Source organism: Pseudomonas sp. LBUM1640, from assembly GCF_059716225.1.
The window spans coordinates 6,235,883-6,257,983 of record NZ_CP166816.1 but is presented as its reverse complement, the minus strand read 5'-3'; the positions used below and the strand labels follow the sequence as shown (position 1 = coordinate 6,257,983).

Annotated in this window: 20 protein-coding genes; 12 read left to right on the top strand and 8 right to left on the bottom strand. The window is 61.4% G+C overall.

The features are described 5' to 3' along the window. Positions 1-285: 285 nt before the first annotated feature. The 7 genes from glpE to ACA065_RS27860 all read right to left on the bottom strand — a co-directional run bounded on the left by glpE (position 286) and on the right by ACA065_RS27860 (position 7,883). Positions 286-615 (bottom strand): thiosulfate sulfurtransferase GlpE, encoded by a 330-nt coding sequence (gene glpE, locus ACA065_RS27890; protein ID WP_497692355.1) that lies wholly within the window; start codon positions 613-615, stop codon positions 286-288. A gap of 9 nt (positions 616-624) precedes the next feature. Then, entirely contained in the window at positions 625-1,473 is an 849-nt protein-coding gene (locus tag ACA065_RS27885) for a symmetrical bis(5'-nucleosyl)-tetraphosphatase (protein ID WP_497692354.1), read from the bottom strand. Beyond that, positions 1,473-1,853 carry a Co2+/Mg2+ efflux facilitator ApaG/CorD gene (apaG, locus tag ACA065_RS27880; protein WP_497692353.1) on the bottom strand — a complete coding sequence of 127 codons (381 nt, stop codon included), beginning with the start codon at positions 1,851-1,853 and terminating at the stop codon, positions 1,473-1,475. Before apaG ends, ACA065_RS27885 begins: the two co-directional genes overlap by 1 nt. A gap of 106 nt (positions 1,854-1,959) precedes the next feature. Further along, positions 1,960-2,772, bottom strand: a complete 813-nt coding sequence (gene rsmA, locus ACA065_RS27875; RefSeq protein WP_017739504.1) for a 16S rRNA (adenine(1518)-N(6)/adenine(1519)-N(6))-dimethyltransferase RsmA — start codon at positions 2,770-2,772, stop codon at positions 1,960-1,962. Beyond that, positions 2,769-3,758 (bottom strand): 4-hydroxythreonine-4-phosphate dehydrogenase PdxA, encoded by a 990-nt coding sequence (gene pdxA / locus ACA065_RS27870; RefSeq protein WP_497692352.1) that lies wholly within the window; start codon positions 3,756-3,758, stop codon positions 2,769-2,771. Before pdxA ends, rsmA begins: the two co-directional genes overlap by 4 nt. Further along, the gene (locus tag ACA065_RS27865) at positions 3,755-5,089 is read right to left on the bottom strand and encodes a peptidylprolyl isomerase (protein WP_497695427.1); all 1,335 of its coding nucleotides are present in this window, start codon (positions 5,087-5,089) and stop codon (positions 3,755-3,757) included. Before ACA065_RS27865 ends, pdxA begins: the two co-directional genes overlap by 4 nt. Next, positions 5,070-7,883: an LPS-assembly protein LptD gene (locus ACA065_RS27860; protein WP_497692351.1), complete on the bottom strand. Its 2,814-nt coding sequence runs from the start codon at positions 7,881-7,883 to the stop codon at positions 5,070-5,072. Before ACA065_RS27860 ends, ACA065_RS27865 begins: the two co-directional genes overlap by 20 nt. A 130-nt stretch (positions 7,884-8,013) precedes the next feature. Between ACA065_RS27860 and ACA065_RS27855 the strand changes: the two genes are divergently transcribed. The 3 genes from ACA065_RS27855 to ACA065_RS27845 are packed head-to-tail and all read left to right on the top strand — an operon-like array spanning position 8,014 to position 10,482. After that, positions 8,014-9,039 carry an aminoglycoside phosphotransferase family protein gene (locus ACA065_RS27855; protein ID WP_497692350.1) on the top strand — a complete coding sequence of 342 codons (1,026 nt, stop codon included), beginning with the start codon at positions 8,014-8,016 and terminating at the stop codon, positions 9,037-9,039. Next, entirely contained in the window at positions 9,036-9,713 is a 678-nt protein-coding gene (gene murU, locus ACA065_RS27850; RefSeq protein ID WP_497692349.1) for an N-acetylmuramate alpha-1-phosphate uridylyltransferase MurU, read from the top strand. The genes ACA065_RS27855 and murU overlap by 4 nt, the downstream gene beginning before the upstream one ends. Position 9,714: 1 nt before the next feature. After that, positions 9,715-10,482 (top strand): TerB family tellurite resistance protein, encoded by a 768-nt coding sequence (locus tag ACA065_RS27845; RefSeq protein WP_497692348.1) that lies wholly within the window; start codon positions 9,715-9,717, stop codon positions 10,480-10,482. Positions 10,483-10,627: 145 nt separating this feature from the next. Here the strand turns inward: ACA065_RS27845 and ACA065_RS27840 are convergent, their stop codons facing one another. Continuing rightward, on the bottom strand, positions 10,628-11,602 hold the full coding sequence (locus ACA065_RS27840) for an alpha/beta hydrolase family protein (RefSeq protein WP_497692347.1): 975 nt from the start codon (positions 11,600-11,602) through the stop codon (positions 10,628-10,630). 77 nt (positions 11,603-11,679) lie between these two features. Between ACA065_RS27840 and ACA065_RS27835 the strand changes: the two genes are divergently transcribed. The 9 genes from ACA065_RS27835 to ACA065_RS27795 all read left to right on the top strand — a co-directional run bounded on the left by ACA065_RS27835 (position 11,680) and on the right by ACA065_RS27795 (position 22,073). Continuing rightward, positions 11,680-13,674, top strand: a complete 1,995-nt coding sequence (locus ACA065_RS27835; protein ID WP_497692346.1) for a sensor histidine kinase — start codon at positions 11,680-11,682, stop codon at positions 13,672-13,674. 18 nt (positions 13,675-13,692) lie between these two features. Further along, complete coding sequence (locus ACA065_RS27830; protein WP_497692345.1) at positions 13,693-14,322, top strand: response regulator; 630 nt, start codon at positions 13,693-13,695, stop codon at positions 14,320-14,322. A gap of 348 nt (positions 14,323-14,670) precedes the next feature. Further along, on the top strand, positions 14,671-15,783 hold the full coding sequence (locus ACA065_RS27825; protein ID WP_497692344.1) for an ABC transporter ATP-binding protein: 1,113 nt from the start codon (positions 14,671-14,673) through the stop codon (positions 15,781-15,783). Between the two features lie 43 nt (positions 15,784-15,826). Then, positions 15,827-16,867, top strand: a complete 1,041-nt coding sequence (locus ACA065_RS27820) for an ABC transporter substrate-binding protein (protein ID WP_497692343.1) — start codon at positions 15,827-15,829, stop codon at positions 16,865-16,867. 197 nt (positions 16,868-17,064) lie between these two features. After that, positions 17,065-18,297 (top strand): ABC transporter permease, encoded by a 1,233-nt coding sequence (locus ACA065_RS27815; RefSeq protein ID WP_497692342.1) that lies wholly within the window; start codon positions 17,065-17,067, stop codon positions 18,295-18,297. 12 nt (positions 18,298-18,309) lie between these two features. Further along, entirely contained in the window at positions 18,310-19,134 is an 825-nt protein-coding gene (locus ACA065_RS27810; protein ID WP_028618151.1) for an ABC transporter permease, read from the top strand. 216 nt (positions 19,135-19,350) lie between these two features. Then, positions 19,351-20,499 (top strand): iron-containing alcohol dehydrogenase, encoded by a 1,149-nt coding sequence (locus ACA065_RS27805; RefSeq protein WP_497692341.1) that lies wholly within the window; start codon positions 19,351-19,353, stop codon positions 20,497-20,499. A gap of 84 nt (positions 20,500-20,583) precedes the next feature. Next, entirely contained in the window at positions 20,584-21,258 is a 675-nt protein-coding gene (rpe, locus tag ACA065_RS27800) for a ribulose-phosphate 3-epimerase (RefSeq protein ID WP_497692340.1), read from the top strand. Further along, positions 21,255-22,073 (top strand): phosphoglycolate phosphatase, encoded by an 819-nt coding sequence (locus tag ACA065_RS27795; protein ID WP_497692339.1) that lies wholly within the window; start codon positions 21,255-21,257, stop codon positions 22,071-22,073. The genes rpe and ACA065_RS27795 overlap by 4 nt, the downstream gene beginning before the upstream one ends. Positions 22,074-22,101 lie beyond the last annotated feature (28 nt).

The following is a 22,101-nucleotide window of genomic DNA, read 5'->3' as shown; positions in this document are numbered from 1 at the left end:
GACGTCGTCACCTCGCTCGATACGTGGAGCCGACGCCGGGTCAATCAGTCGATGCTGGCAGTCATTGGTGATCAACCAATGGCCGTTTTCCCCCCAAACACCCTGAAACGCTACCGATGACCCGCACGCCGGTGTACCGGCTCTCCCCTGATTCGGATGGCCTGCGCTTAAGGATAGTTCGGAATCGGGGAGGTCAAGGCGGGATACGTAATTAGTTTGGCTGCGCCGTTCGTCAGAAACGGCGCGAGCCCAAGCGTCACGCGGGGTAGCGGGGTGTGAAAAAAATTATTGCGAATCGCTTGAGGCAATTTCTGCAGGATAGGTCGCGCGCCACAGCTCAAAGCCGCCGTCCAGGCTATACACGTCGGAGAAGCCCTGGCTGATCAGATAGGCCGCCGCGCTCTGGCTGGAGTTGCCGTGGTAGCAGGCGACGATCACCGGCGCGTCGAGGTCGGCGGCGCGGATGAAGTCGGCAATGTTGTGGTTGTCCAGATGTTGCGCGCCAGTGATGTGACTGGCGGCGTGAGCCTGAGGGTCGCGGATGTCGACCACCACAGCGCCTTTTTCGCGCAGGGCCAGGGCTTGTTCGGGAGGGATACGTTTGAATTCGCTCATGGCGGGCTCCTAGGGCTTGGCGGCCGGCAGTGTCACAGAAAGGGGGGATTCGCACTGGCAGCTCAGGCGCTCGCCGGTGTCGATGTTCATCAGGGTCATGCTGGCGCCCCACACGCAGCCGGTGTCGAGGGCGAATACACCGGGCTCATCGCACTTGCCCTCAAGGGCCGCCCAGTGGCCGAAAATAATCTTCGTGTCACGGGTCTTGCGTTCCTTGTGCGCGAACCAGGGCTTGTAGCCGGGCAGCGCGGTGTCGGCGCCTTCCTTGCTCTTGAGGTCCAGCTTGCCCTCGGCGGTGCAGAAACGCATGCGCGTGAAGTAGTTGGTGATCACGCGCAGGCGGGCCACGCCGGTGAGGTCGTTGTCCCACTTGACCGGCTCGTTGCCATACATGCCGTCGAGGTAGGCGGTGTACAGGTTGTCATCGGCCAGGGCGCTCTCGACTTCGGCGGCGCACTTGAGGGCTTTCTTCAGCGTCCACTGCGGCGGGATGCCAGCGTGGACGAGGGCCATGTTGCGGCCTTCGTCGTAATGCATGAGCTTGTGCTGGCGCAGCCACTCAAGCAGCTCGGCGCGATCCGGCGCTTCAAGGATCTCGCGCAGGGTGTCGCCCTTTTTCAGGCGCTCGATGTTATTGCCGGCGGCCAGCAGATGCAGGTCATGGTTGCCCAGTACGCACACCAGCGAATCGCGCAGGCTATATAAGTAGCGCAGGGTCTCCAGAGACTCGGGGCCGCGATTGACCAAGTCGCCCACTAACCACAGGCGGTCGCTGGCCGGGTTGAAGGCAACCCGCTCGAGCAGGCACTTGAGAGGCTCCAGGCAGCCTTGCAGGTCGCCGACCGCATAGGTCGCCATCAGTGCAGGGCTCCAGGCACCGCGAGGCGGAAGGGCGCGATGATGGCGTCGAAATGTTTACCGTCGTCGGCGAGCATCTGATAGCTGCCTTGCATGTTGCCGACGCGCGAAGTCATCACGGTGCCGCTGCTGTAGGTGTGGCTTTTGCCGGGGGCGATCAACGGTTGCTGGCCAACCACGCCGGCACCGCGCACTTCCTCGACTTGGCCGTCACCGTCGGTGATCACCCAATGGCGCGACAGTAGCTTGGCCGGCACCTGCCCGTTGTTCTTCACCGTGATGGTGTAGGCAAAGGCGAAACGGTTTTGTTCGGGTTGCGATTGGTCCGCGAGGAAGCGGGTGACGACGCTGACGTCGATCTGGTAGCGAGGATCGGACATGCAAGAGGCCTTAAAAGCAAAAGCGGAGGACAGCAGATGCGGATCAGTCTAGGCCATCAGCAGGGCACTAGGCCAGACATGCTGTCTGGCCCATGCTTGGCAGGCTTCAGTCCGCGGCTGGCGCAGGCTGGATGGCGAGCTGGTCAGCCAGGCGTACAAACGCGGCCAGGTCCAGTTGCTCGGGGCGTAGGCTGCCATCGACGCCGGCGGCTTCGATTTCAGCGTTGCTCAGCAGCGCCTTGAGCGTATTGCGCAGGGTCTTGCGGCGTTGGTTGAACGCTTCGCGCACCACGCGCTCGAGCAACTTGTGATCCTTGGCCGGGTGCGGCAACACAGCGTGAGGCACCAGACGCACGATGGCCGAGTCGACCTTCGGCGGCGGGTTGAAAGCGCCCGGGCCGACGTTGAACAGGTGCTCTACGCGGCAATGGTACTGAACCATGATCGACAGGCGGCCCCAATCGCCACCGCCAGGGCCTGCCGCCAAACGCTCAACCACCTCTTTTTGCAGCATGAAGTGCATGTCGCGGATGATCCCTGCGTTATTCAGCAGGTGGAAAATCAGCGGCGTGGAGATGTTGTAAGGCAGGTTACCGACTACCCGCAGGCTGTTGGGCGCGGCATTGAGGCTGTTGAAGTCGAACTTCAGCGCATCGCCCTGGTGCAGGTTGAAATTGGGTTTGTCGGCAAACTGCTGGTTGAGGATCGGGATCAGGTCCTTGTCCAGCTCAACGACATCAAGCTGCCCGCCACTGGCCAGCAGGCCTTGGGTCAAGGCGCCCTGGCCCGGGCCGATTTCCAGCAGGCGGTCTTCGGGCTTGGCGTGGATGGAGCGCAGGATACGGTCGATTACGCCAGCGTCGTGCAGGAAGTTTTGCCCGAAGCGCTTGCGCGCCCGGTGTTGGTAATGCTCAGTCATATACGGGTCTCGGCCATCTGATAGGCGGTTTCCAGGGCCACGTGCAGGCTGCCGGTATCGATCTTGCCGCTGCCCGCCAGGTCCAGGGCAGTGCCATGGTCGACGGAGGTGCGGATGATCGGCAGGCCCAGTGTCACGTTGACTGCGGCGCCGAAGCCTTTGTATTTCAGCACGGGCAGCCCCTGGTCATGGTACATCGCCAGCACTGCGTCGCAGTGCTCCAGATACTTGGGGGTAAACAGAGTGTCCGCAGGCAGTGGGCCACGCAGGTCCATGCCTTCTTGGCGCAGACGCTCTAATGTCGGTTCAATGATGTCGATTTCTTCATGGCCCAAATGGCCGCCTTCACCGGCGTGCGGGTTAAGCCCGCAGACCAGGATGCGCGGTTGGGCAATGCCGAATTTCTGTTGCAGGTCGCTGTGCAGGATGCGCGTGACGCGCTCCACGCGCTCGGCGGTAATGGCATCGGCGATATCGCGCAACGGCAGGTGCGTGGTCACCAGGGCAACCCGCAGGCCGCGCGTGGCCAGCATCATCACCACTTGGGCGGTATTGGTCAGCTCGGCGAGGAATTCGGTATGCCCGGAAAAGGCGATGCCGGATTCGTTGATCACACCTTTGTGTACCGGGGCGGTAATCATGCCGGCGAAGTCGCCGTCGATGCAGCCCTGGCCCGCACGGGTCAAGGTTTGCAGCACAAAGGCCGCATTGGCTTTGTTCAGTTGCCCGGCAACCACCTTGGCCGCCAGTGGGGTGTGCCACACATACAGGCTGCCGGCCGGTGCAGGCAGGTCGGGCCAGTTGCCCGGCGCCACGTCCAGCAGGTTGACGGCCACACCCAACTGCGCGGCCCGCTCAAGGAGCAGGTCGCGGCTGGTAATGGCAATCAGGGGGTGTGGCTGAGGCTGCGAGGCGAGCAGCAGGCACAGGTCTGGACCAATGCCGGCCGGCTCGCCGGGTGTTACCGCGAAACGCTGGGGTTTCACTGTGCTGCCTGGTCGGTGCCTGTTTGCTCGGCGCCTGGCAGCTTGTTTTCTACGTAGGCTTCGTCACGGATCTGACGCAACCAGGTTTGCAGCTCTTCATCGTATTTGCGGTTACGCAACACGGTCAGTGCTTGTTGCTCGCGGGCCTGAGTGGTGTTGTCAGTCGCGCGGCGACCAAGAACTTCCAGTACATGCCAGCCATATTGCGTCTTGAACGGCTTGGACAGCACGCCTTGCGGCGTATCGGCCATCACTTGCTGGAACTCAGGCACCAAGGCTTTCGGGTCGATCCAGTTCAGGTCGCCACCGTTGAGAGCCGAACCCGGGTCTTCCGAGAAGCTCTTGGCCAGGGTTGCGAAGTCTTCACCGCCTTCGATGCGGTCATAGATCTTCTGGGCCAGCTCCTTGGTTTGCGCCTCGGTACGGATTTCGCTCGGTTTGACCAGGATGTGACGAACATGCACTTCGTCTTTCAGCGAGGTCTCGCCGCCACGTTTTTCCAGCAGCTTGAGGATGATGAAACCGCCTGGCGTGCGTGCTGGCTGGGTGATTTCACCTGGCTGCATGGCGCTCAGCTCGCGGTCAAACGGAGGTGGCAATTGAGCAGCTTTACGCCAGCCCATGTCACCGCCGTCCAACGCGTTGTCACTGCCGGAAACGGCAATTGCTGTCTGGGCAAAGTCAGCACCGGCTTTCAGGCGGTCATAAACGGCCTGGGTTTTTGCGGCGGCTGCATTGAGCTGCTCGGCGTTGGCGCTGTCCGGTGTCGGAATCAGGATGTTGGCCAAGTGCAGTTCTTCGGAAAGCTGCATCTTGCCCAAATCCGAAGCCAGGAAGTTCTTCACTTCCTGCTCGGAAACCTGAACCCGTTCGGCCACACGGCGCTGACGCACACGGCTGATGATCATTTCACGGCGGATCTGGTCACGGGCGTCCTCATAGGACAGGCCGTCGTGGGCCAGGGCGGCGCGGAACTGGTCAATGCTCATGTTGTTACGTTGAGCGATGGTGCCAACGGCCTGGTTCAGTTCTTCGTCCGAAATACGGATGCCGGAACGATCGCCGATCTGCAGTTGCAGGTTTTCGACGATCAGGCGTTCCAGGACCTGTGGGTCCAGCACGCTGGTAGGCGGCACGCCGCCGCCACGCTTGGCGATGGTCTGCTGAACTTCCTTGACCCGTTGGTCCAGTTGGCTCTGCATGATCACATCGTTATCGACGATGGCCACTACCTTGTCCAGCTGTTGAACCGCAGCGTGTGCCGATGCGGTCCCCAGGAACAGCGCGCCCAGCACTAGTGGGCGCAAGCAATCAGAAAGCTTTGTCTTCACGTTCACGATAACCTTCAATGCCTTTGTCGAGGAAGCTCTCTACCTTGGCGCCGGTCAGGCCGCCGAGTCCTTTGAGGACGATCTGGAAGAAGAGCCCGTGGTCACCCTTTTCGTTAAGCGGGGCGATCTGGCTGTATTCGTCGTTGGAAACCCAGTAACGGTTGATGACGCGCAGTTTCCAGCAGCAGTTGTCGTACTCGAAACCACCGAAGGCTTCCAGGGTACGGTTGCGAGCATAGTCATACTGCCAGCGGGTGATCAGGTTCCATTGAGGAATGATCGGCCACATCATCGAGAAGTCGTGTTGCTGGATTTTGTAGTAATCCTTCACGAAGTTCGGATCGCCCGGTTGACCGTAGTCACCACCGAACTGCCATTTGCCGGTCAGTTGGTTGTAGACAACCTGGTCGTTACGATAGCGGTAGCCGACGTTGATGATCTTGTTCGGGTTGTCTTCCGGCTGGTAGTGCAGCATGGCGCTGCCGGAACGAGGACTGTGTTCCTCGGTGTCCCAGTTGTAATCGGCAGTGGCACGCCAGTCGCGGTTGAAACGGAACTCGTAGTCCAGGGCGACAGGCGACACATCAGACTGTGCATCGGCACGGTCGGACGCGAGGATGCCCGGCAGTTGAACCTGGCGATCCTTGAAGTACACCGCCTGGCCGATAGCAACGCGCTGACGCTCAAAGCCGTTTTCTTCGATCCAGCGACTGGTCAAGCCCAGCGAGAGCTTGTTCTCGTCGCCGATCCGGTCGTTGCCGCTGAAGCGGTTGTCACGGAACAGCGAAGCGTAGCTGAACGAGTATTCACTGGTGTCGAATACCGGAATATCACTCTGGTCCTTGTTCGGGACATAGAGGTAGAAGGCGCGCGGTTCCAAGGTTTGGCGATAGTCTTTACCGAACCAGTTGGTATTGCGGTCGAAGTACAGGCCGCTGTCTACGCTGGCGATTGGGACTGCGCGGTCTTGAGAACTCTTGAAATCGCCACCGGCGTATTGAGTGCCCGCTGCGACTGCTGCCGCCTGTTGCGCGATGATGTCGTTCTTGCCCTTGGTATCAAGGTCAAGATCGTACTTGGTGTAAACGTACTTGAGCTTCGGCGTAATAAAACCGTAGGTCCAGTTCATCGGGTATTCGACGGCAGGCGCGACGTTCAGGCGAGTACCGTTTGCACGGGTCAAGCCGGTAACGTAGGTGTCCAACCGCGGCGACACAAGGCCGTTCTCATCGGTGAACGTGCCATTTTCCAGGTCCCGATCAAAGCGCACAGCTTCTGTTTCATAGGTGAAGTTCACGCCACCCGGATGGTACGGCAGCATCCCGTTGAAGGTGATCTGCGGTAGCCGGTTATACGGGGTGATCTGGGAAATCGTCGCCAGTTGGTAAGCCTGAAGGTTCAGGCGCGCCTGGTAGGAGTCGCCGCGATAGGTCACGGAGCCCTGCTGGTTGACGAAGTCCTGGGTCTGAATGCCTTCCTGGTAGGACTTCAGGTCCTGGAAGTAGTAAGGATCGCTGATCTTGGTGTAGTCGACCTGGGTCGACAGACGCGAATCCAGCCCGCCCTTATGCTGCCAGTTGAGCATGTAGCGAGTTTTTTCGTAGTCGGTCTGTTTTTCCCGCTCGTTGCTGTCGTCGTTCAGGTACGCGCCGCCGAACTGGCCTTCGCTGGACTTGGTGAGGTAGCGGAATTCGCCTTCCATCAACAAACCGCGCTTGGTCATGTACTGCGGGTACAACGTGGCGTCGTAGTTCGGTGCCAGGTTGAAGTAGTACGGCGTTACCAGCGTGAAGCCGGTTTCGCTGCCGGTGCTGAAGCTCGGCGGCAGGAAGCCGGACTGACGACGGTCGTCGATCGGGAAATAGATGTACGGGGTGTAGAGGATCGGAATGTTCTTGATCCGCAACGTCGCGTTGGTCGCCGTACCGAAACCGGTGGCCGGGTTCAACGTGATGTTGTTGCCCTTGAGCTGCCAGGCGTTGCTGTCCGGCTCGCAGGTGGTGTACGTACCGTCCTTGAGACGGATGATCGCGTTCTCGGCACGCTTGGCGTACAGCGCGTTACCGCGGATACGCGACTTGTGCAGCACGTATTCGGCGTTGTCGATCTGGGCGGCGCCAGTATCGAGCTGGACCTCGGCATGGTCACCGACGATCAGGGCGCCGTTGTCGCGCAGACGGACGTTGCCGTTCAGCTCGCCACGGTTTTCGGCCTGATACAGGCTGGCTTCCTGGGATTCCAGCTGCATGCTGCCCTGGCGCATGACGACGTCACCGGCCAGGGTTGCGATTTGCTGTTCCTGCTCGTAACGAGAGGCCTTGGCACCGATGAAGGTCGGCGCATCGCTCTTGTTCGTCTTGTCGTTCATGCCAGGACGCATCGGTTCGATGTACGAACCCGAGCAATAAGGACCGGTCTCAGCCAACTGGGCTGCGGTCAGCTTCTCGCGAGGCACCCAGTCCAAGTGGCTGTAGTCGGCGCTGCGCGAACGCAGGCCTCGGCCCTTGGCGTCGGTGACCAGCGCGGTTTTCGGCTCGGCCTCGGCGCTGCCGCCAGCCTCGGCTTGCGCCGTGCTGTTGGCCGAGCTGACGGCTGCGCCGTCATGCACCGGGCGTGGTGGCAACGGGGCTGCGGCGGTTTTTGGCGCGCAATCCCAGGCACCCGAAGCAGAGACTGAGCAGTCATACTGTTCCGCGGCGACCACGAATGAGGTGGCGAAAGGTTGCATGGCCAGCAGACTGCCGGTTACCAGCAACGGAAATTTTCTACGAAACGCGGGGGATTTCAATGCCATCTTATTAGTCCGGGCTTCCTGCGTGCCATCTGCCCGCGGTTTGGGCCGCACGCCTCTCGATGGTCTGAAAAAGATGCGTGATAATAAAGCATGACCCGCTTGACGGCTAGCGCCGTCGGAGACCCTTGTAATGCCCGAGCAAGATCTACGTTTACAACAGCTGAAAGTCTGGCTGGATGAGCAGTTGCCGATCCTTTTCAACGCTCAGGACTGGGGTGCCGTACCACCGGCCACATTGACCGCAGCCAGCAGCGACGCGAGTTTCAGGCGTTACTTTCGGTGGGAAGGCGGTGGCCGAAGTTTCGTCGTAATGGACGCGCCACCCCCCCAGGAAAACTGCAAACCTTTCGTCGATATCGCTGATTTACTCGCGAAATCAGGAATAAATGTGCCAAAAATTTATGCAGAAGATTTGCCGCGCGGCTTTCTTTTGCTCAATGACCTGGGCAGAAAAACCTATCTGGACGTGATTGACGAGCAAAACGCCGATCAATTGTTTGCCGATGCCATCGACGCGCTGCTGGCTTTTCAGCAATTGCCGATGGACACGCCGCTGCCCAGCTACGACGTCGCCTTGTTGCGCCGTGAGCTGGAACTGTTTCCGGAATGGTACGTTCGCCGGCATTTGGGTATCGAGTTTGATGCACAGCAGCAAGCCTTGTGGCAGCGCGTCAGCGATCACTTGATCGACAGCGCCCTGGCCCAGCCCAAAGTGCTGGTGCATCGCGACTATATGCCGCGCAACCTGATGATCAGCGAACCGAACCCGGGCGTGCTGGACTTCCAGGATGCGGTCTACGGCCCCGTCACCTACGACATCACTTGCCTGTTCAAGGATGCATTCCTCAGCTGGCCCAAGGCGCGCGTGCGGGAATGGCAGCGCGGCTACTGGGAGCGTGCCGGGCAGCTGGGTATTCCGGTGCAGGCCGATTTTGCAGAGTTCCAGCGCGCGAGCGACCTGATGGGCGTGCAGCGTCACCTCAAGGTAATCGGCATTTTTGCGCGCATCTGCCATCGCGACGGCAAGCCACGCTACCTGGCCGACGTGCCGCGCTTCTTTGCTTATATAGAGGCGGTACTGGCAGACCGCCCTGAGCTGGCTGAGCTGGGCGAACTGCTTGCCAGCCTGCGCCAACCGGTCGAGGCTGGCGTATGAAGGCCATGATCCTGGCGGCCGGCAAGGGCGAGCGGATGCGCCCGCTCACGCTGCACACGCCCAAGCCGCTGGTGCAGGCGGGCGGCAAGCGGCTGATCGAGTATCACCTTGAAGCGCTGGCAAAGGCCGGCTTCAGCGAGATCGTGATCAACCATGCCTGGCTCGGCCAGCAGATCGAAAGCTACCTGGGCGACGGCGCGCAGTTTGGCCTGCGCATCCAGTATTCGGCCGAAGGCGAGCCGCTGGAAACCGGTGGCGGGATTTTCAAGGCGCTGCCGTTGCTGGGCGACGAACCCTTCCTGCTGGTTAATGGCGACATCTGGACGGACTTTGACTTTGCCAGCCTGCGTCACAAGCCGCTGCAAGGGCTTGCTCACTTGGTCATGGTCGACATGCCTGACCACGCGCCTACAGGCGGCGACTTCTACTTGAGCGACGGCTTGCTTCATGATGCCGCGCCCGGTGCCGATAACCTGACCTTCAGTGGCATTTCAGTGCTCGACCCCCAGCTGTTCGCGGGTTGCAGCGCCGGTGCCTTCAAACTGGCGCCGCTGTTGCGGGAGGCCATGGCCAAAGGTCTGGTAACGGGAGAGCACATGACGGGACGCTGGATTGATGTCGGCACGCTGGAGCGTCTGGCGCGGGTTGAAACCTTGCTGACTGCGGGGCACTAAGATGTTGTGGCCAGGGACACTGATTGGTGCCGGGGCTGGCTTTGCCATTGCCAGTATTCCGGGGGCCTTGTTGGGCGCATTGCTGGGGCAGGCACTGGATCGCCGCCTTCAATTGCAAAGCTGGGCGCAATTGCGCGAGCGCTTGGGCGGGCGCCCGGCGCTGCGCAACGACGAATTGCTGTTCGTGCTGTTGGGGCGCCTGGCCAAGAGTAATGGCCGGGTCGTGGACGGGCATATCCAGCAGGCACGCCAGGAAATGCGCTCGCTGGATATGACCGAGTCCGCCCAGCGCCGGGCAATTATCGCGTTCAATCGCGGTAAATCCGGTTCCGACCGGGTGCGTACTTATCTGCGGGTGCTCAAGGCTCAACCCCATGCGGCGGAAGGTGTGTTGCGCGCCTGTTGGCGCATGGCCTGGGCGGACGGCAAGGCGGATAACGCCGAGCGCGACTTGATCGAGTCGTGGGGCAAGTGGCTGGGCTGGACGCCGCAACAGCTTCAGGCGTTGGCTGCCGACTACGTGCAGGAGCGCAAACCATTGGCTAATCGTGCGGGTGCCTATCAGGACGCAATGCGAATCCTGGGGGTGACGTCGACCAGCGAGCCGACAGTTATCAAGCGTGCCTATCGCCGCCTGCTCAGCCGCCACCACCCGGACAAGATTGCCGGCACGGGTGCCAGCCCCGCACAGGTGCGCGAGGCGACCGAGCGAACCCGCGAGTTGCATAACGCCTACGCGTTGATTCGCGAGCGCCGGGATTTTCGCTAGCCAGCACAAATCCTGAGTTGCCAACTCCATTCGTGTGGGAGCTGGCTTGCCTGCGATAGCGGTGTGTCAGCTAAACAGTTGTCACTGACAGCCCGCTATCGCAGGCAAGCCAGCTCCCACAGTTGATTGGGTTATCAGATCAAGGTTACTCAGCAGCAGTCTGCGGACTCAACCACCCGCGAATCCGCCGATACAATTGCTCCTGCTCGGCAGCACTGTTGCCGGGCAAGGTCTTGAGAGACACCTGCTTATAACCTTCATTCTTGCCACGCTTGGCGGCCTGGGCGCGCGCCAGTGCGTTTTTGCGCTCCAGGGCGGCGTCTTGGTAGAAAACATCCGCCGTCGGCACTTTCAGCGCGGGCGCCAGTTGTTGCAGGTCCGGCTGCCGGGCCGCTGGCGTCTTGCCGGCTACCATGACCAACTTCTGCACCTGGGACGGTTGTTTCTCGCTCAGGTAGCGCGCGGCCCACCAGGCGCCCGTGCCATGGCCGAGCAGCACCACACTGCGTGCGCTCTGGGTCTGGGCAAAGGCGACGGCGGCGTCGATCCGGTCGAAGATGCGCTTGGCGTCGGTCTTGTCCTGTTCATCGGCGCCCGGCACTACCGCCGGGTCGGTGCCCTCGGCTTCGGCGCTCGCGGCCTGTTCGATAGGTTTGGCGGCGGTGCTGCCGTCTTTACTGCTGGTGTCGACGGCAGCCTTGGGCGATTCCATGACGCGCGGCGGCAAGGTGTCGACGTTCACGTCCGGCAGCGACAGGCTCAGCGTGCCCCAGTTGGCATCGGGCAATTTGCGCCGCAACGGTGCGATTGCTTGCGGCCAGTCAGCACTTTCACCGGCGCCCGGCACGATAATCACCACGCCTTCGGGCTCGGCGCTGTTGGCCGGTTTCCACAAGGCCAGGAATGAATCGCTGCCGGCCTGCAATTGTTGCTGTTCCTGTTGCGGAACCTGGCGCTCCAGGGCGCTGGCTTCTTCCTGGCTGCGCTCGGGCAGGGGTTGGCGTTCAACCGGTTTTTCGGCGGCGGGTGCAGGGGCGTCGGCGGCTTGAACAGAAAAGGCGCTGGTAAATAGCAGCGACAGGCACAATGCTGGCAGTGCCGAACGGTGGATAAAGGGCATCGTTAATTCCCGGCCAGAAGTGATTCCAGCAGCCTAATGGGTTGGTCAGTGTTTGTCAGTGATGTGAGACGTGGATCATGGGTTTTCGCTGTCTGCTGGTTATCGGCGGTTTGTGCTTTGCCTTGATGGCGAATGCCGCGCCTGCGCCTGTCGCACCCCAGGCGCAGCTCAATGCGCAGCAGCGTGAATGGCTGGCCGAGCATTCGGAATTGCGCGTGGGCCTGGTATTGCAGGCGCCGTACGCGCAATACGATCGGCGCCTGCAGCGCTTGTCCGGGGCCAATGTCGAGTTGATGCAGTGGCTGGCCAAGGCGCTGAATATCGAACTGACCTGGCGCAACTTTCCCAACCAGGAGCAACTGGAAGCCGCTGTGCGCGACGGCGCGGTGGATATTGCTCCCGGTCTGCAGCAAACCCCGGCCGGCTTGCGCCTGTGGTTATTCAGCGACCCTTATATGCGCGTGCCCCAGCATATTGTGGGTTTCCGCGACGGCGGTGGCGCGGTGGAGCTGGAGAAACTCGACGAGTTGTCCCGCGTGGCCGTGCGCATGCCCAGCGCGGTCGCCGATTACCTGCGCAGCAATTATCCCAACCTCAACCTGCAAGGCGTGCCCATGGAGCGCCAGGCGCTGCAATTGTTGGTGAGCCAGCAGGCGCGTTATGCCGTGGTCGATGAGGCGCAGTTGAGCCGGTTGTCCGGTGAGGCGGAGTTTGCCGGGCTGGCGGTGGTCGGCGATATCGGCCTGCCGCAACTGCTGCGCGTGGCCACCCGTCGTGAGTGGCCAGAACTGGCGAGCATCATGCAAAGCGCTTTGCGCGCGATACCTGCCCGCGACCTTGACCAACTGCACAGCCGCTGGCTGCAACCCAAATACCCGCGGCTGACCGAATCGCCGGGGCTGTGGCAAAACCTCAGCCTGCTCCTGGCGATGTTCTTGCTCGCCAGCCTCGCGGTGGTGTTTTGGCAGCGTCGTCACCAGCGTGTGCTGGAGCACAGTTTGCTGGCCGCCCGCGAAGAAAGCGCCGCGCGCGCCGCCGGTGCCGAGGCCTTGCGGTTGACGCAGTTCTCCATCGATCAAAGCACGGTCGGCATCCTGTGGGTCAATTGGGACAGCCATGTGCGTTACGCCAACCATGCCGCCGAGACCATGCTGGGCTACGGCGCGGGCGCGTTGATCGAGCGGCCGCTGATCGATTTCGACCCGACCTTGAACATGGACCGCTGGCTCAACCTTTGGAAACGCGCGCGTGCCAGCGAAGAAGGCCCGCAAACCTTCGCCGCTGATTGCGTACGCGCCGACGGCAGCATCCTGCCGGCCGATGTGTCGTTGAGCTTTCTGCGTTTTGCCGACGGCGAATACTTGGTGGTTTATCTCAACGACGTTACCGAGCGCCGTCGTTACGTGGCCGCCTTACTGCAAAGCGAAACACAATTGCGCGAACTCTCGGCCCACCTGGAAACCGTGCGCGAAGAAGAAAAGGCGCGTATCGCCCGTGAAGTGCACGATGAGCTTGGGCAGATGCTCACGGTGCTCAAGCTGGAAACCTCGATGTGCGAGTTGGCCTACGCGCAACTGGACCCGGGCCTGAACGAGCGCTTGCACAGCATGAAACGCCTGATTGCCCAGTTGTTCCAGCTTGTCCGGGATGTGGCCACCGCGCTGCGCCCGCCGATTCTCGACGCCGGCATTGCCTCGGCCATCGAGTGGCAGGCCCGCCGCTTTGAAGCCCGCACACAAATCCCTTGCCTGGTCCAAGTCCCGGATAACCTGCCGGCCCTCAGCGATGCCAAGGCCATTGGCCTGTTCCGTATCCTGCAGGAGGCGCTGACCAATGTGATGCGCCACGCCCAGGCGCATACTGTCGAGCTGACCTTGAGCGTGGAGGGCGCCGACCTGCGGCTGACCATCAGCGATGATGGCATCGGTTTCGTCGAGACCCAGGGCCGCCCGGTGTCCTTTGGCGTCGTCGGCATGCGCGAGCGGGTGCTGATGATGGGCGGGCAATTGAGCCTGCACAGCGAACCGGGGGAGGGCACCACCTTGAGTGTCACGGTGCCGTTGGATGCATAACCCTAAGAGGAAGCCCCTGTGATTCGCGTATTGGTAGCCGAAGACCACACCATTGTTCGTGAAGGCATCAAGCAATTGATCGGCCTGGCCAAAGACCTGCTGGTGGTCGGTGAGGCCAGCAATGGCGAGCAGTTGCTCGAGACCTTGCGCCATGTGCAGTGCGAGGTGGTGTTGCTGGATATCTCGATGCCCGGCGTGAACGGCCTGGAAGCCATTGCGCGTATCCGTGCACTGAGCCATCCGCCGGCGATCCTGGTGTTGTCGATGCACGATGAGGCGCAAATGGCCGCCCGTGCCCTTAAGGTCGGCGCGGCGGGGTATGCCACCAAGGACAGTGACCCGGCGCTGTTGTTGACGGCGATTCGCAAGGTCGCGGCGGGCGGGCGTTATATCGACCCGGACTTGGCCGACCGCATGGTCTTTGAAGTCGGCCTTACCGATGCGCGGCCGCTGCATTCGTTGCTGTCGGAGCGCGAGTTCTCGGTGTTCGAGCGTTTGGCCCAGGGTGCCAACGTCAATGACATCGCCCAGCAACTGGCGCTGAGCAGCAAGACCATCAGCACCCACAAGGCGCGGTTGATGCAAAAGCTCAATATCACGTCATTGGCTGAGTTGGTGAAGTACGCCATGGAACATAAACTCTTGTAACCCCATTGATCGTTCCCACGCTCCGCGTGGTAACGCCTCTTGTGACGCTCTGCGTCACGCTTTGGGACGCAGAGCGTCCCAGGCTGCATTCTCACGCGGAGCGTGGGAACGATCAGAGGCAGGCGGCATGCCCAATAACGACACCGCAAAAATACCGCCACGCCCATTCTTGCTGCTTGCGGCTCGTCACGCGTAGCAGTCCTGTCCCATCCCCGCCATCCGTGTAGGGCAATCCCTACCCCGAACCTTCCATCCGGCTGATGCGATTCTCTCCTGGCCCCCGATTTCCGGGGCCTCGCGCCTGGACTACGCTTGTGCCACAGCAGTCCAAAATACAAAGGTGCGGGTATGAGCGAGGTGGATTCAAATGATGTGCTGGTCAGCTTTCGTGGCGTGCAGAAGAGCTACGACGGCGAGAACCTGATCGTCAAAGACCTCAACCTGGAGATTCGCAAGGGCGAGTTCCTCACCCTGCTCGGGCCGTCCGGTTCGGGCAAGACCACCAGCCTGATGATGCTCGCCGGTTTCGAGACGCCGACTGCCGGCGAGATCCTGCTGGCCGGGCGTTCCATCAACAACGTGCCGCCGCACAAGCGCGACATCGGCATGGTGTTTCAGAACTACGCGCTGTTCCCGCACATGACCGTGGCCGAGAACCTGGCGTTCCCGCTGTCGGTACGTGGCTTGAGCAAGACCGATATCAGCGAGCGGGTCAAACGCGTGCTGAGCATGGTCCAGCTCGATGCCTTCGCCCAGCGCTACCCGGCGCAACTGTCTGGCGGCCAGCAACAGCGGGTGGCCCTGGCCCGCGCGCTGGTGTTCGAACCGCAACTGGTGCTGATGGACGAACCCCTCGGCGCCCTCGACAAACAACTGCGTGAACACATGCAAATGGAGATCAAGCACCTGCACCAGCGCCTCGGCGTGACCGTGGTGTACGTGACCCACGATCAAGGCGAAGCGTTGACCATGTCCGACCGCGTGGCGGTGTTCCATCAGGGCGAGATCCAGCAGATCGCCGCGCCGCGCACCTTGTACGAAGAACCGAAAAATACCTTCGTCGCCAACTTCATTGGCGAGAACAACCGCCTCAATGGTCGCCTGCACAGCCACACCGGCGAACGCTGTGTGGTGGAGCTGGCGCGCGGCGAAAAGGTCGAGGCGCTGGCAGTGAATGTCGGCCAGCTCGGCGGCCCGGTGACCCTGTCGGTGCGCCCGGAGCGCGTCAGCCTCAATGACTCCAGCGAATCGTGTGTGAACCGTTTCTCCGGGCGCGTGGCCGAATTTATCTACCTGGGCGACCACGTGCGCGTGCGCCTGGAAGTCTGCGGCAAGGCCGATTTTTTTGTGAAACAACCGATTGCCGAGCTGGACCCAGCCCTGGCGGTCGGCGACGTAGTACCGATTGGCTGGCAAGTCGAGCACGTTCGCGCACTCGACCCACTTCTAGAGGCGAATTGATCGCCCCCTGGCTTCACCAACCCTGCACGTGGAGAGAACAACAATGTTGAGATCCCTTAAGTATTCCGCCCTGGCCATCGGCTTGATGGGCGCGACACAGGCCATGGCAGGCCCGGACCTGACGGTCGTGTCCTTCGGTGGCGCGAACAAGGCGGCCCAGGTCAAAGCCTTCTATGCACCGTGGGAAAGCGCGGGCAACGGCAAGATCGTCGCCGGTGAGTACAACGGTGAAATGGCCAAGGTCAAAGCTATGGTCGACACCAAAAGCGTGTCCTGGGACCTGGTGGAAGTGGAGTCGCCGGAACTGTCCCGTGGCTGCGACGAAGACATGTTCGAACCGTTGGACCCGAAACTGTTCGGCAACAGCGCCGACTACGTGAAGGGCGCGATTCAGCCGTGCGGCGTGGGCTTCTTTGTGTGGTCGACCGTGCTGGCGTACAACGCCGACAAGCTGACCACTGCACCGACCAGTTGGGCAGATTTCTGGGACACCAAGAAATTCCCGGGCAAGCGTGGCCTGCGCAAGGGCGCCAAGTACACCCTGGAATTCGCCTTGATGGCTGATGGCGTGGCGCCGAAGGACGTGTACAAAGTGCTGGCCGGTAAAGACGGCCAGGACCGTGCGTTCAGGAAGTTGGATGAACTCAAACCGTCGATCCAATGGTGGGAAGCCGGTGCACAACCGCCGCAGTACCTGGCCTCGGGTGACGTAGTGATGAGCTCGGCTTACAACGGCCGCATCGCTGCCGTGCAAAAAGAAAGCAACCTGAAAGTGGTGTGGAACGGCGGCATCTACGACTTTGATGCCTGGGCCATTCCAAAGGGCCTGGCCAAGGACCGCGCCGAAGCGGCGAAGAAATTCATCGCCTTCTCGGTGCAGCCACAGCAGCAGAAGACCTACTCGGAAAACATCGCCTACGGCCCGGCCAATACCCAGGCTGTGCCATTGCTGGCCAAGGATGTGCTGAAGGACATGCCGACCACGCCGGAGAACATCGCCAACCAGGTGCAGATCGACGTGAGCTTCTGGGCGGATAACGGCGAGCAGTTGGAGCAGCGCTTCAATTCCTGGGCGGCCAAGTAACCAGCAACACCGCTCAATCCTTGTGCGAACCGGTAAGTGTGGGAGCGGGCTTGCTCGCGAATGCGGTGGATCAGTCTCCTAATGTATTGACTGTCACACCGCATTCGCGAGCAAGCCCGCTCCCACACAAGCCCGCTCCCCTGTGGGATTTGCTGTGTTGGGCAGAGCGCATTCATTTTCAAGTTCCGGAGTTTGCCATGGTTACCGCCATTCCCAGCCCCACCCTCAAGCAGCGCCTGGCGCGTGCCGAGCGGCTCAACCGCTGGAAGGCCCAGGCCCTGATTGCCCCGCTGGTGCTGTTTTTGCTGCTGGTGTTTCTGGTGCCGATTATTGCGCTGCTCTACAAAAGCGTTGGCAACCCTGAAGTGGTCGGCGGCTTGCCGCGCACCGTGGTGGCGGTCAAGACCTGGGATGGCCGTGGCCTGCCGGCTGAGCCGGTGTACCGGGCGCTCAGCGAGGACCTGGGCGAAGCCCGCAAAAAACAGACGCTGGGCGACTTGTCCAAACGCTTGAACATGGAACTGGCCGGCTACCGCAGCCTGCTGACTAAAACCGCGCGGGCGCTGCCGTTTACCGACGCGCCTGCCTCTTATAAAGAAGCGTTGGAAAGCCTCGACGAACGCTGGGGCGACCCGGCGTACTGGCAGGCGATCCGGCGCAACACCAGCACCCTCACGCCTTATTACTTGCTGGCGGCGGTCGATCACCGCATCGATGACCTTGGCGAAGTGGCCCCGGCCACGCCCGATCAGGCGATCTACCTGGACATCTTCGCCCGCACGTTCTGGATGGGCCTGGTGATTACCTTCATCTGCCTGCTGCTGGCCTATCCACTCGCCTACCTGCTGGCCAACCTGCCGGCACGCAAAAGCAACCTGCTGATGATTCTGGTGTTGCTGCCGTTCTGGACCTCGATTCTGGTGCGAGTGGCGGCCTGGATTGTGTTGCTGCAGTCCGGTGGGCTGATCAACAGCGCCCTGATGGGCATGGGCCTGATCGATAAACCCATGGAGTTGGTGTTCAACCGCACCGGGGTTTACATCTCGATGGTGCATATTCTGTTGCCGTTCATGATTTTGCCGATCTACAGCGTGATGAAAGGCATCTCGCCCACCTATATGCGTGCGGCGATTTCCCTGGGCTGCCACCCGTTCGCCAGTTTCTGGCGTGTGTACCTCCCGCAAACCTATGCCGGTGTTGGCGCTGGCTGCCTGCTGGTGTTCATCCTGGCGATTGGTTACTACATCACTCCGGCACTGCTCGGCAGCCCGAATGACCAAATGGTCAGCTACTTCGTGGCGTTCTACACCAACACCAGCATCAACTGGGGCATGGCCACGGCGTTGGGCGGCTTGCTGCTGCTGGCGACGGTGGTGCTGTACCTGATCTACAACCGGCTGGTGGGCGCCAGTCGCCTGCGCCTGAGCTGAGGAGAATTTGCGATGCTGAGCCCTTATATGTCACCGGTGGAGCGGGTGTGGTTCTACAGCTTGCGGATCCTGTGCGGCCTGATCCTGCTGTTCCTGATCCTGCCGGTGCTGGTGATTATCCCGCTGTCGTTCAACAGCGGCAGTTTTCTGGTGTACCCGCTGCAAGGCTTCTCGCTGCACTGGTATCAGGATTTTTTCGCCTCGGCCGAATGGATGCGTGCGCTGAAGAACAGCATCATTGTCGCCCCGGCGGCCACCGTGCTGGCGATGGTGTTCGGCACCTTGGCGGCGATAGGCCTGACGCGCGGCAATTTCCCCGGCAAAGCACTGGTGATGGCGTTGGTGATTTCGCCGATGGTGGTGCCGGTGGTGATTATTGGCGTGGCCAGCTATTTGTTCTTCGCGCCGCTGGGCTTGGGCAACAGCTTCTTTTCGCTGATCGTGGTGCACGCGGTGTTGGGCGTGCCGTTTGTGATCATCACCGTGTCGGCGACGTTGCAGGGCTTCAACCATAACCTGGTGCGCGCGGCGGCCAGCCTGGGCGCTTCGCCGTTGACCGCGTTTCGGCGGGTGACCTTGCCGCTGATCGCGCCGGGAGTTATTTCCGGGGCCCTGTTTGCCTTTTCCACCTCGTTCGATGAAGTGGTGGTGACACTGTTTCTTGCTGGCCCCGAGCAGGCGACCTTGCCGCGGCAGATGTTCAGCGGCATCCGTGAAAACCTCAGCCCGACCATTGCGGCGGCGGCGACTTTGTTGATTGCCTTTTCGGTGCTGCTGTTGCTGACCCTTGAATGGCTACGAGGTCGTAGCGAAAAGCTGCGCACCGCCCAGGTCTAAAGCCAGGTGGAGATCAAAATGTGGGAGCGGGCTTGCTCGCGAATGCGGTGGTTCAGGTACCTATTCAGTGACTGACCCACCGTCTTCGCGAGCAAGCCCGCTCCCACACTGGATCTGTGTCCATTCAGTGAATAGCCATTCAGGCCCTGAATGCTGGGCAACCCCAAATACCCAGCTATCCTTGTGCCAGCCCATCATTAATAAGAGGCCGCGCACATGAGTACCTCCTCATTCAAGATCGCCCACAAATTGCTGACCGGCGCTGGCGCCATCGAACAGCTCGCCTTTGAGCTCACACGCCTGGATGTGGATAACCCGCTGATCGTCACCGACGCGGCGCTGGTCAAATCCGGCACCGTCGCGCTGGCACTGGAACACTTGGGTGAACGCCCCTATGAAATCTTCGACCGCGTGCTGCCCGACCCCGAAATCGCCATCGTCGAAGACTGCATGCGCGTGTACCGCGAAGGCGGGCATGACGGCCTGATCGGCGTAGGTGGCGGCAGTGCCATCGATATTGCCAAGAGCGTCGCCGCCTATGCCGGTTACCACGGCGCGCTGGCGGACTTGTTCGGCGTCGACCAGGTGCCGCGCAAAGGCCCGCCGTTGATCGCTATCCCGACCACGGCCGGCACCGGTTCGGAGGTGACCAATGTGGCGATCCTCTCCGACAAGGCCGCTCAGCTTAAAAAAGGCATCGTCAGCGATTACCTGCTGCCGGACGTCGCGCTGATCAGCCCGCAAATGACCCTCACGTGCCCGCGCAGCGTCACCGCCGCCAGTGGCGTGGATGCGCTGGTGCATGCCATCGAGTCCTACTTGTCATTGAATGCCTCGCCGATCACCGATGCCCTGGCGATCGGCGCGATCAAGCTGATTGCCAAGGCGTTGCCCAAGGCCTACGCCAACCCGGCCAACCTGCAGGCCCGCGACGACATGGCCACCGCCAGCCTGATGGCCGGCATGGCGTTCGGCAATGCCGGCGTGGGTGCGGTGCATGCCTTGGCATACCCGCTGGGCGGGCGTTTCAATATCGCCCACGGCGTGAGCAATGCGCTGTTGCTGCCCTACGTGATGCACTGGAACAAGTTGGCCTGTGTGGAGCGCATGCAGGACATTGCCCAGGCCATGGGCGTGAATGTCAGCGGTTTAAGCGTTAACGATGCCGCCGACCAGGCCGTCGAGGCGATGACGCGACTGTGTGCTGCAGTGGAGATCCCGGCAGGCCTGCGCAGCTTCGGCGTTCCCGAGGACGCGATCCCTGCCATGGCCACGGAAGCGGCGGGTATTGAGCGCTTGATGCGCAACAATCCGCGCAAGCTAAGTGCGGCGGATATCGAGAAAATCTACCGGGCGGCTTACTAACCGTTGAGTTAGGTCACGGTGCGCGCAGCAAAGCATGAGGTATACAATGCGCGCCATCGTGATTTAGCTCAAAAAAGGTGCGTCATGCAGCCCTTCGTTATCGCTCCATCGATTCTCTCCGCCGACTTCGCCCGCCTGGGTGAGGAAGTGGACAAGGTATTGGCCGCCGGTGCCGACTTCGTGCACTTCGACGTCATGGACAATCACTACGTGCCCAACCTGACCATCGGCCCGATGGTCTGCGCGGCGCTGCGCAAGTACGGCATCACCGCGCCGATCGATGCGCACCTGATGGTCAGCCCGGTGGACCGCATCGTCGGTGACTTCATCGAGGCCGGCGCCACTTACATCACCTTTCACCCGGAAGCCACGCTGCACGTCGACCGCACCCTGCAACTGATCCGCGAAGGCGGTTGCAAGGCGGGCCTGGTGTTCAACCCGGCCACGCCGTTGAGCGTGCTCGAATACGTGATGGACAAGGTCGACATGGTCTTGCTGATGAGCGTCAACCCAGGCTTTGGCGGGCAGAAGTTCATTCCCGGCACCCTGAACAAGCTGCGCGAAGCCCGCGCGCTGATCGATGCGTCCGGCCGTGATATCCGCCTGGAAATCGACGGCGGGGTCAACGTCAACAATATCCGCGAAATCGCTGCCGCTGGCGCTGACACCTTCGTGGCCGGCTCGGCGATCTTCAATGCCCCGGACTACCCGGCAGTCATCGACAAGATGCGTGCCGAACTGGCGCTGGCGCGTCCATGAGCGGCTTTGAGCAGCTGTTCCCCGGCAAACTGCCACGGCTGGTGATGTTCGATCTGGACGGTACGTTGATCGATTCGGTGCCGGACCTGGCGGCGGCGGTGGACCAGATGCTGCTCAAGTTGGGGCGCAAGCCTGCAGGGATAGAGTCGGTGCGTGAGTGGGTCGGCAACGGCGTGCAGATGCTGGTGCGCCGGGCCTTGGCCAATCATATCGATGCCGAAGGTGTCGATGATGTGGAGGCCGAACACGCCCTGGAACTGTTCAACGCCGCCTATGAAGACGGCCACGAGCTGACCGTGGTTTACCCCGGCGTGCGCGACACCCTCAAGTGGCTGCACAAGCAGGGCGTGGAAATGGCCCTGATCACCAACAAGCCGGAGCGTTTTGTCGCGCCGCTGTTGGATCAGATGAAGATCGGCCGTTATTTCCGCTGGATCATCGGCGGTGATACCTTGGCGCAGAAGAAGCCTGACCCGGCAGCGCTGTTCTTCGTCATGAAAATGGCCAATATCCCGGCCTCGCAGTCGTTGTTTGTCGGCGATTCGCGCAGTGATGTGCAGGCGGCGAAAGCGGCCGGCGTGCAGTGTGTGGCCCTGAGCTACGGCTATAACCATGGGCGGCCAATCGCCGAAGAATCGCCGGCGCTGGTAATTGATGACCTGCGCTTGCTAATCCCCGGTTGCTTGGGAGCGGGCGCTGAGATAACGTTGCCCGACATCGAACCAACCCCTTCTGGAAACGCCATCGTGGTGGTCACTCGCAAACTATGGATGAAAGTCATCAAGGCCCTGGCCCGCTGGCGTTGGCGCGCCTGACTGATCCTGGCCGCGCTGCGGCACGTTT

What these genes read in the sequence shown, in the direction of transcription:
- ACA065_RS27845 (WP_497692348.1), top strand. Translation starts at nt 9,715, where the DNA reads ATGTTGTGGCCAGGGACACTGATTGGTGCCGGGGCTGGCTTTGCCATT.
- ACA065_RS27855 (WP_497692350.1), top strand. Translation starts at nt 8,014, where the DNA reads ATGCCCGAGCAAGATCTACGTTTACAACAGCTGAAAGTCTGGCTGGAT.
- murU (WP_497692349.1), top strand. Translation starts at nt 9,036, where the DNA reads ATGAAGGCCATGATCCTGGCGGCCGGCAAGGGCGAGCGGATGCGCCCG.
- apaG (WP_497692353.1), bottom strand. Translation starts at nt 1,853, where the DNA reads ATGTCCGATCCTCGCTACCAGATCGACGTCAGCGTCGTCACCCGCTTC.
- ACA065_RS27860 (WP_497692351.1), bottom strand. Translation starts at nt 7,883, where the DNA reads ATGGCATTGAAATCCCCCGCGTTTCGTAGAAAATTTCCGTTGCTGGTA.
- rpe (WP_497692340.1), top strand. Translation starts at nt 20,584, where the DNA reads ATGCAGCCCTTCGTTATCGCTCCATCGATTCTCTCCGCCGACTTCGCC.
- ACA065_RS27815 (WP_497692342.1), top strand. Translation starts at nt 17,065, where the DNA reads ATGGTTACCGCCATTCCCAGCCCCACCCTCAAGCAGCGCCTGGCGCGT.
- glpE (WP_497692355.1), bottom strand. Translation starts at nt 615, where the DNA reads ATGAGCGAATTCAAACGTATCCCTCCCGAACAAGCCCTGGCCCTGCGC.
- ACA065_RS27805 (WP_497692341.1), top strand. Translation starts at nt 19,351, where the DNA reads ATGAGTACCTCCTCATTCAAGATCGCCCACAAATTGCTGACCGGCGCT.
- ACA065_RS27820 (WP_497692343.1), top strand. Translation starts at nt 15,827, where the DNA reads ATGTTGAGATCCCTTAAGTATTCCGCCCTGGCCATCGGCTTGATGGGC.
- ACA065_RS27795 (WP_497692339.1), top strand. Translation starts at nt 21,255, where the DNA reads ATGAGCGGCTTTGAGCAGCTGTTCCCCGGCAAACTGCCACGGCTGGTG.
- ACA065_RS27810 (WP_028618151.1), top strand. Translation starts at nt 18,310, where the DNA reads ATGCTGAGCCCTTATATGTCACCGGTGGAGCGGGTGTGGTTCTACAGC.
- ACA065_RS27835 (WP_497692346.1), top strand. Translation starts at nt 11,680, where the DNA reads ATGGGTTTTCGCTGTCTGCTGGTTATCGGCGGTTTGTGCTTTGCCTTG.
- rsmA (WP_017739504.1), bottom strand. Translation starts at nt 2,772, where the DNA reads ATGACTGAGCATTACCAACACCGGGCGCGCAAGCGCTTCGGGCAAAAC.
- ACA065_RS27885 (WP_497692354.1), bottom strand. Translation starts at nt 1,473, where the DNA reads ATGGCGACCTATGCGGTCGGCGACCTGCAAGGCTGCCTGGAGCCTCTC.
- ACA065_RS27840 (WP_497692347.1), bottom strand. Translation starts at nt 11,602, where the DNA reads ATGCCCTTTATCCACCGTTCGGCACTGCCAGCATTGTGCCTGTCGCTG.
- ACA065_RS27825 (WP_497692344.1), top strand. Translation starts at nt 14,671, where the DNA reads ATGAGCGAGGTGGATTCAAATGATGTGCTGGTCAGCTTTCGTGGCGTG.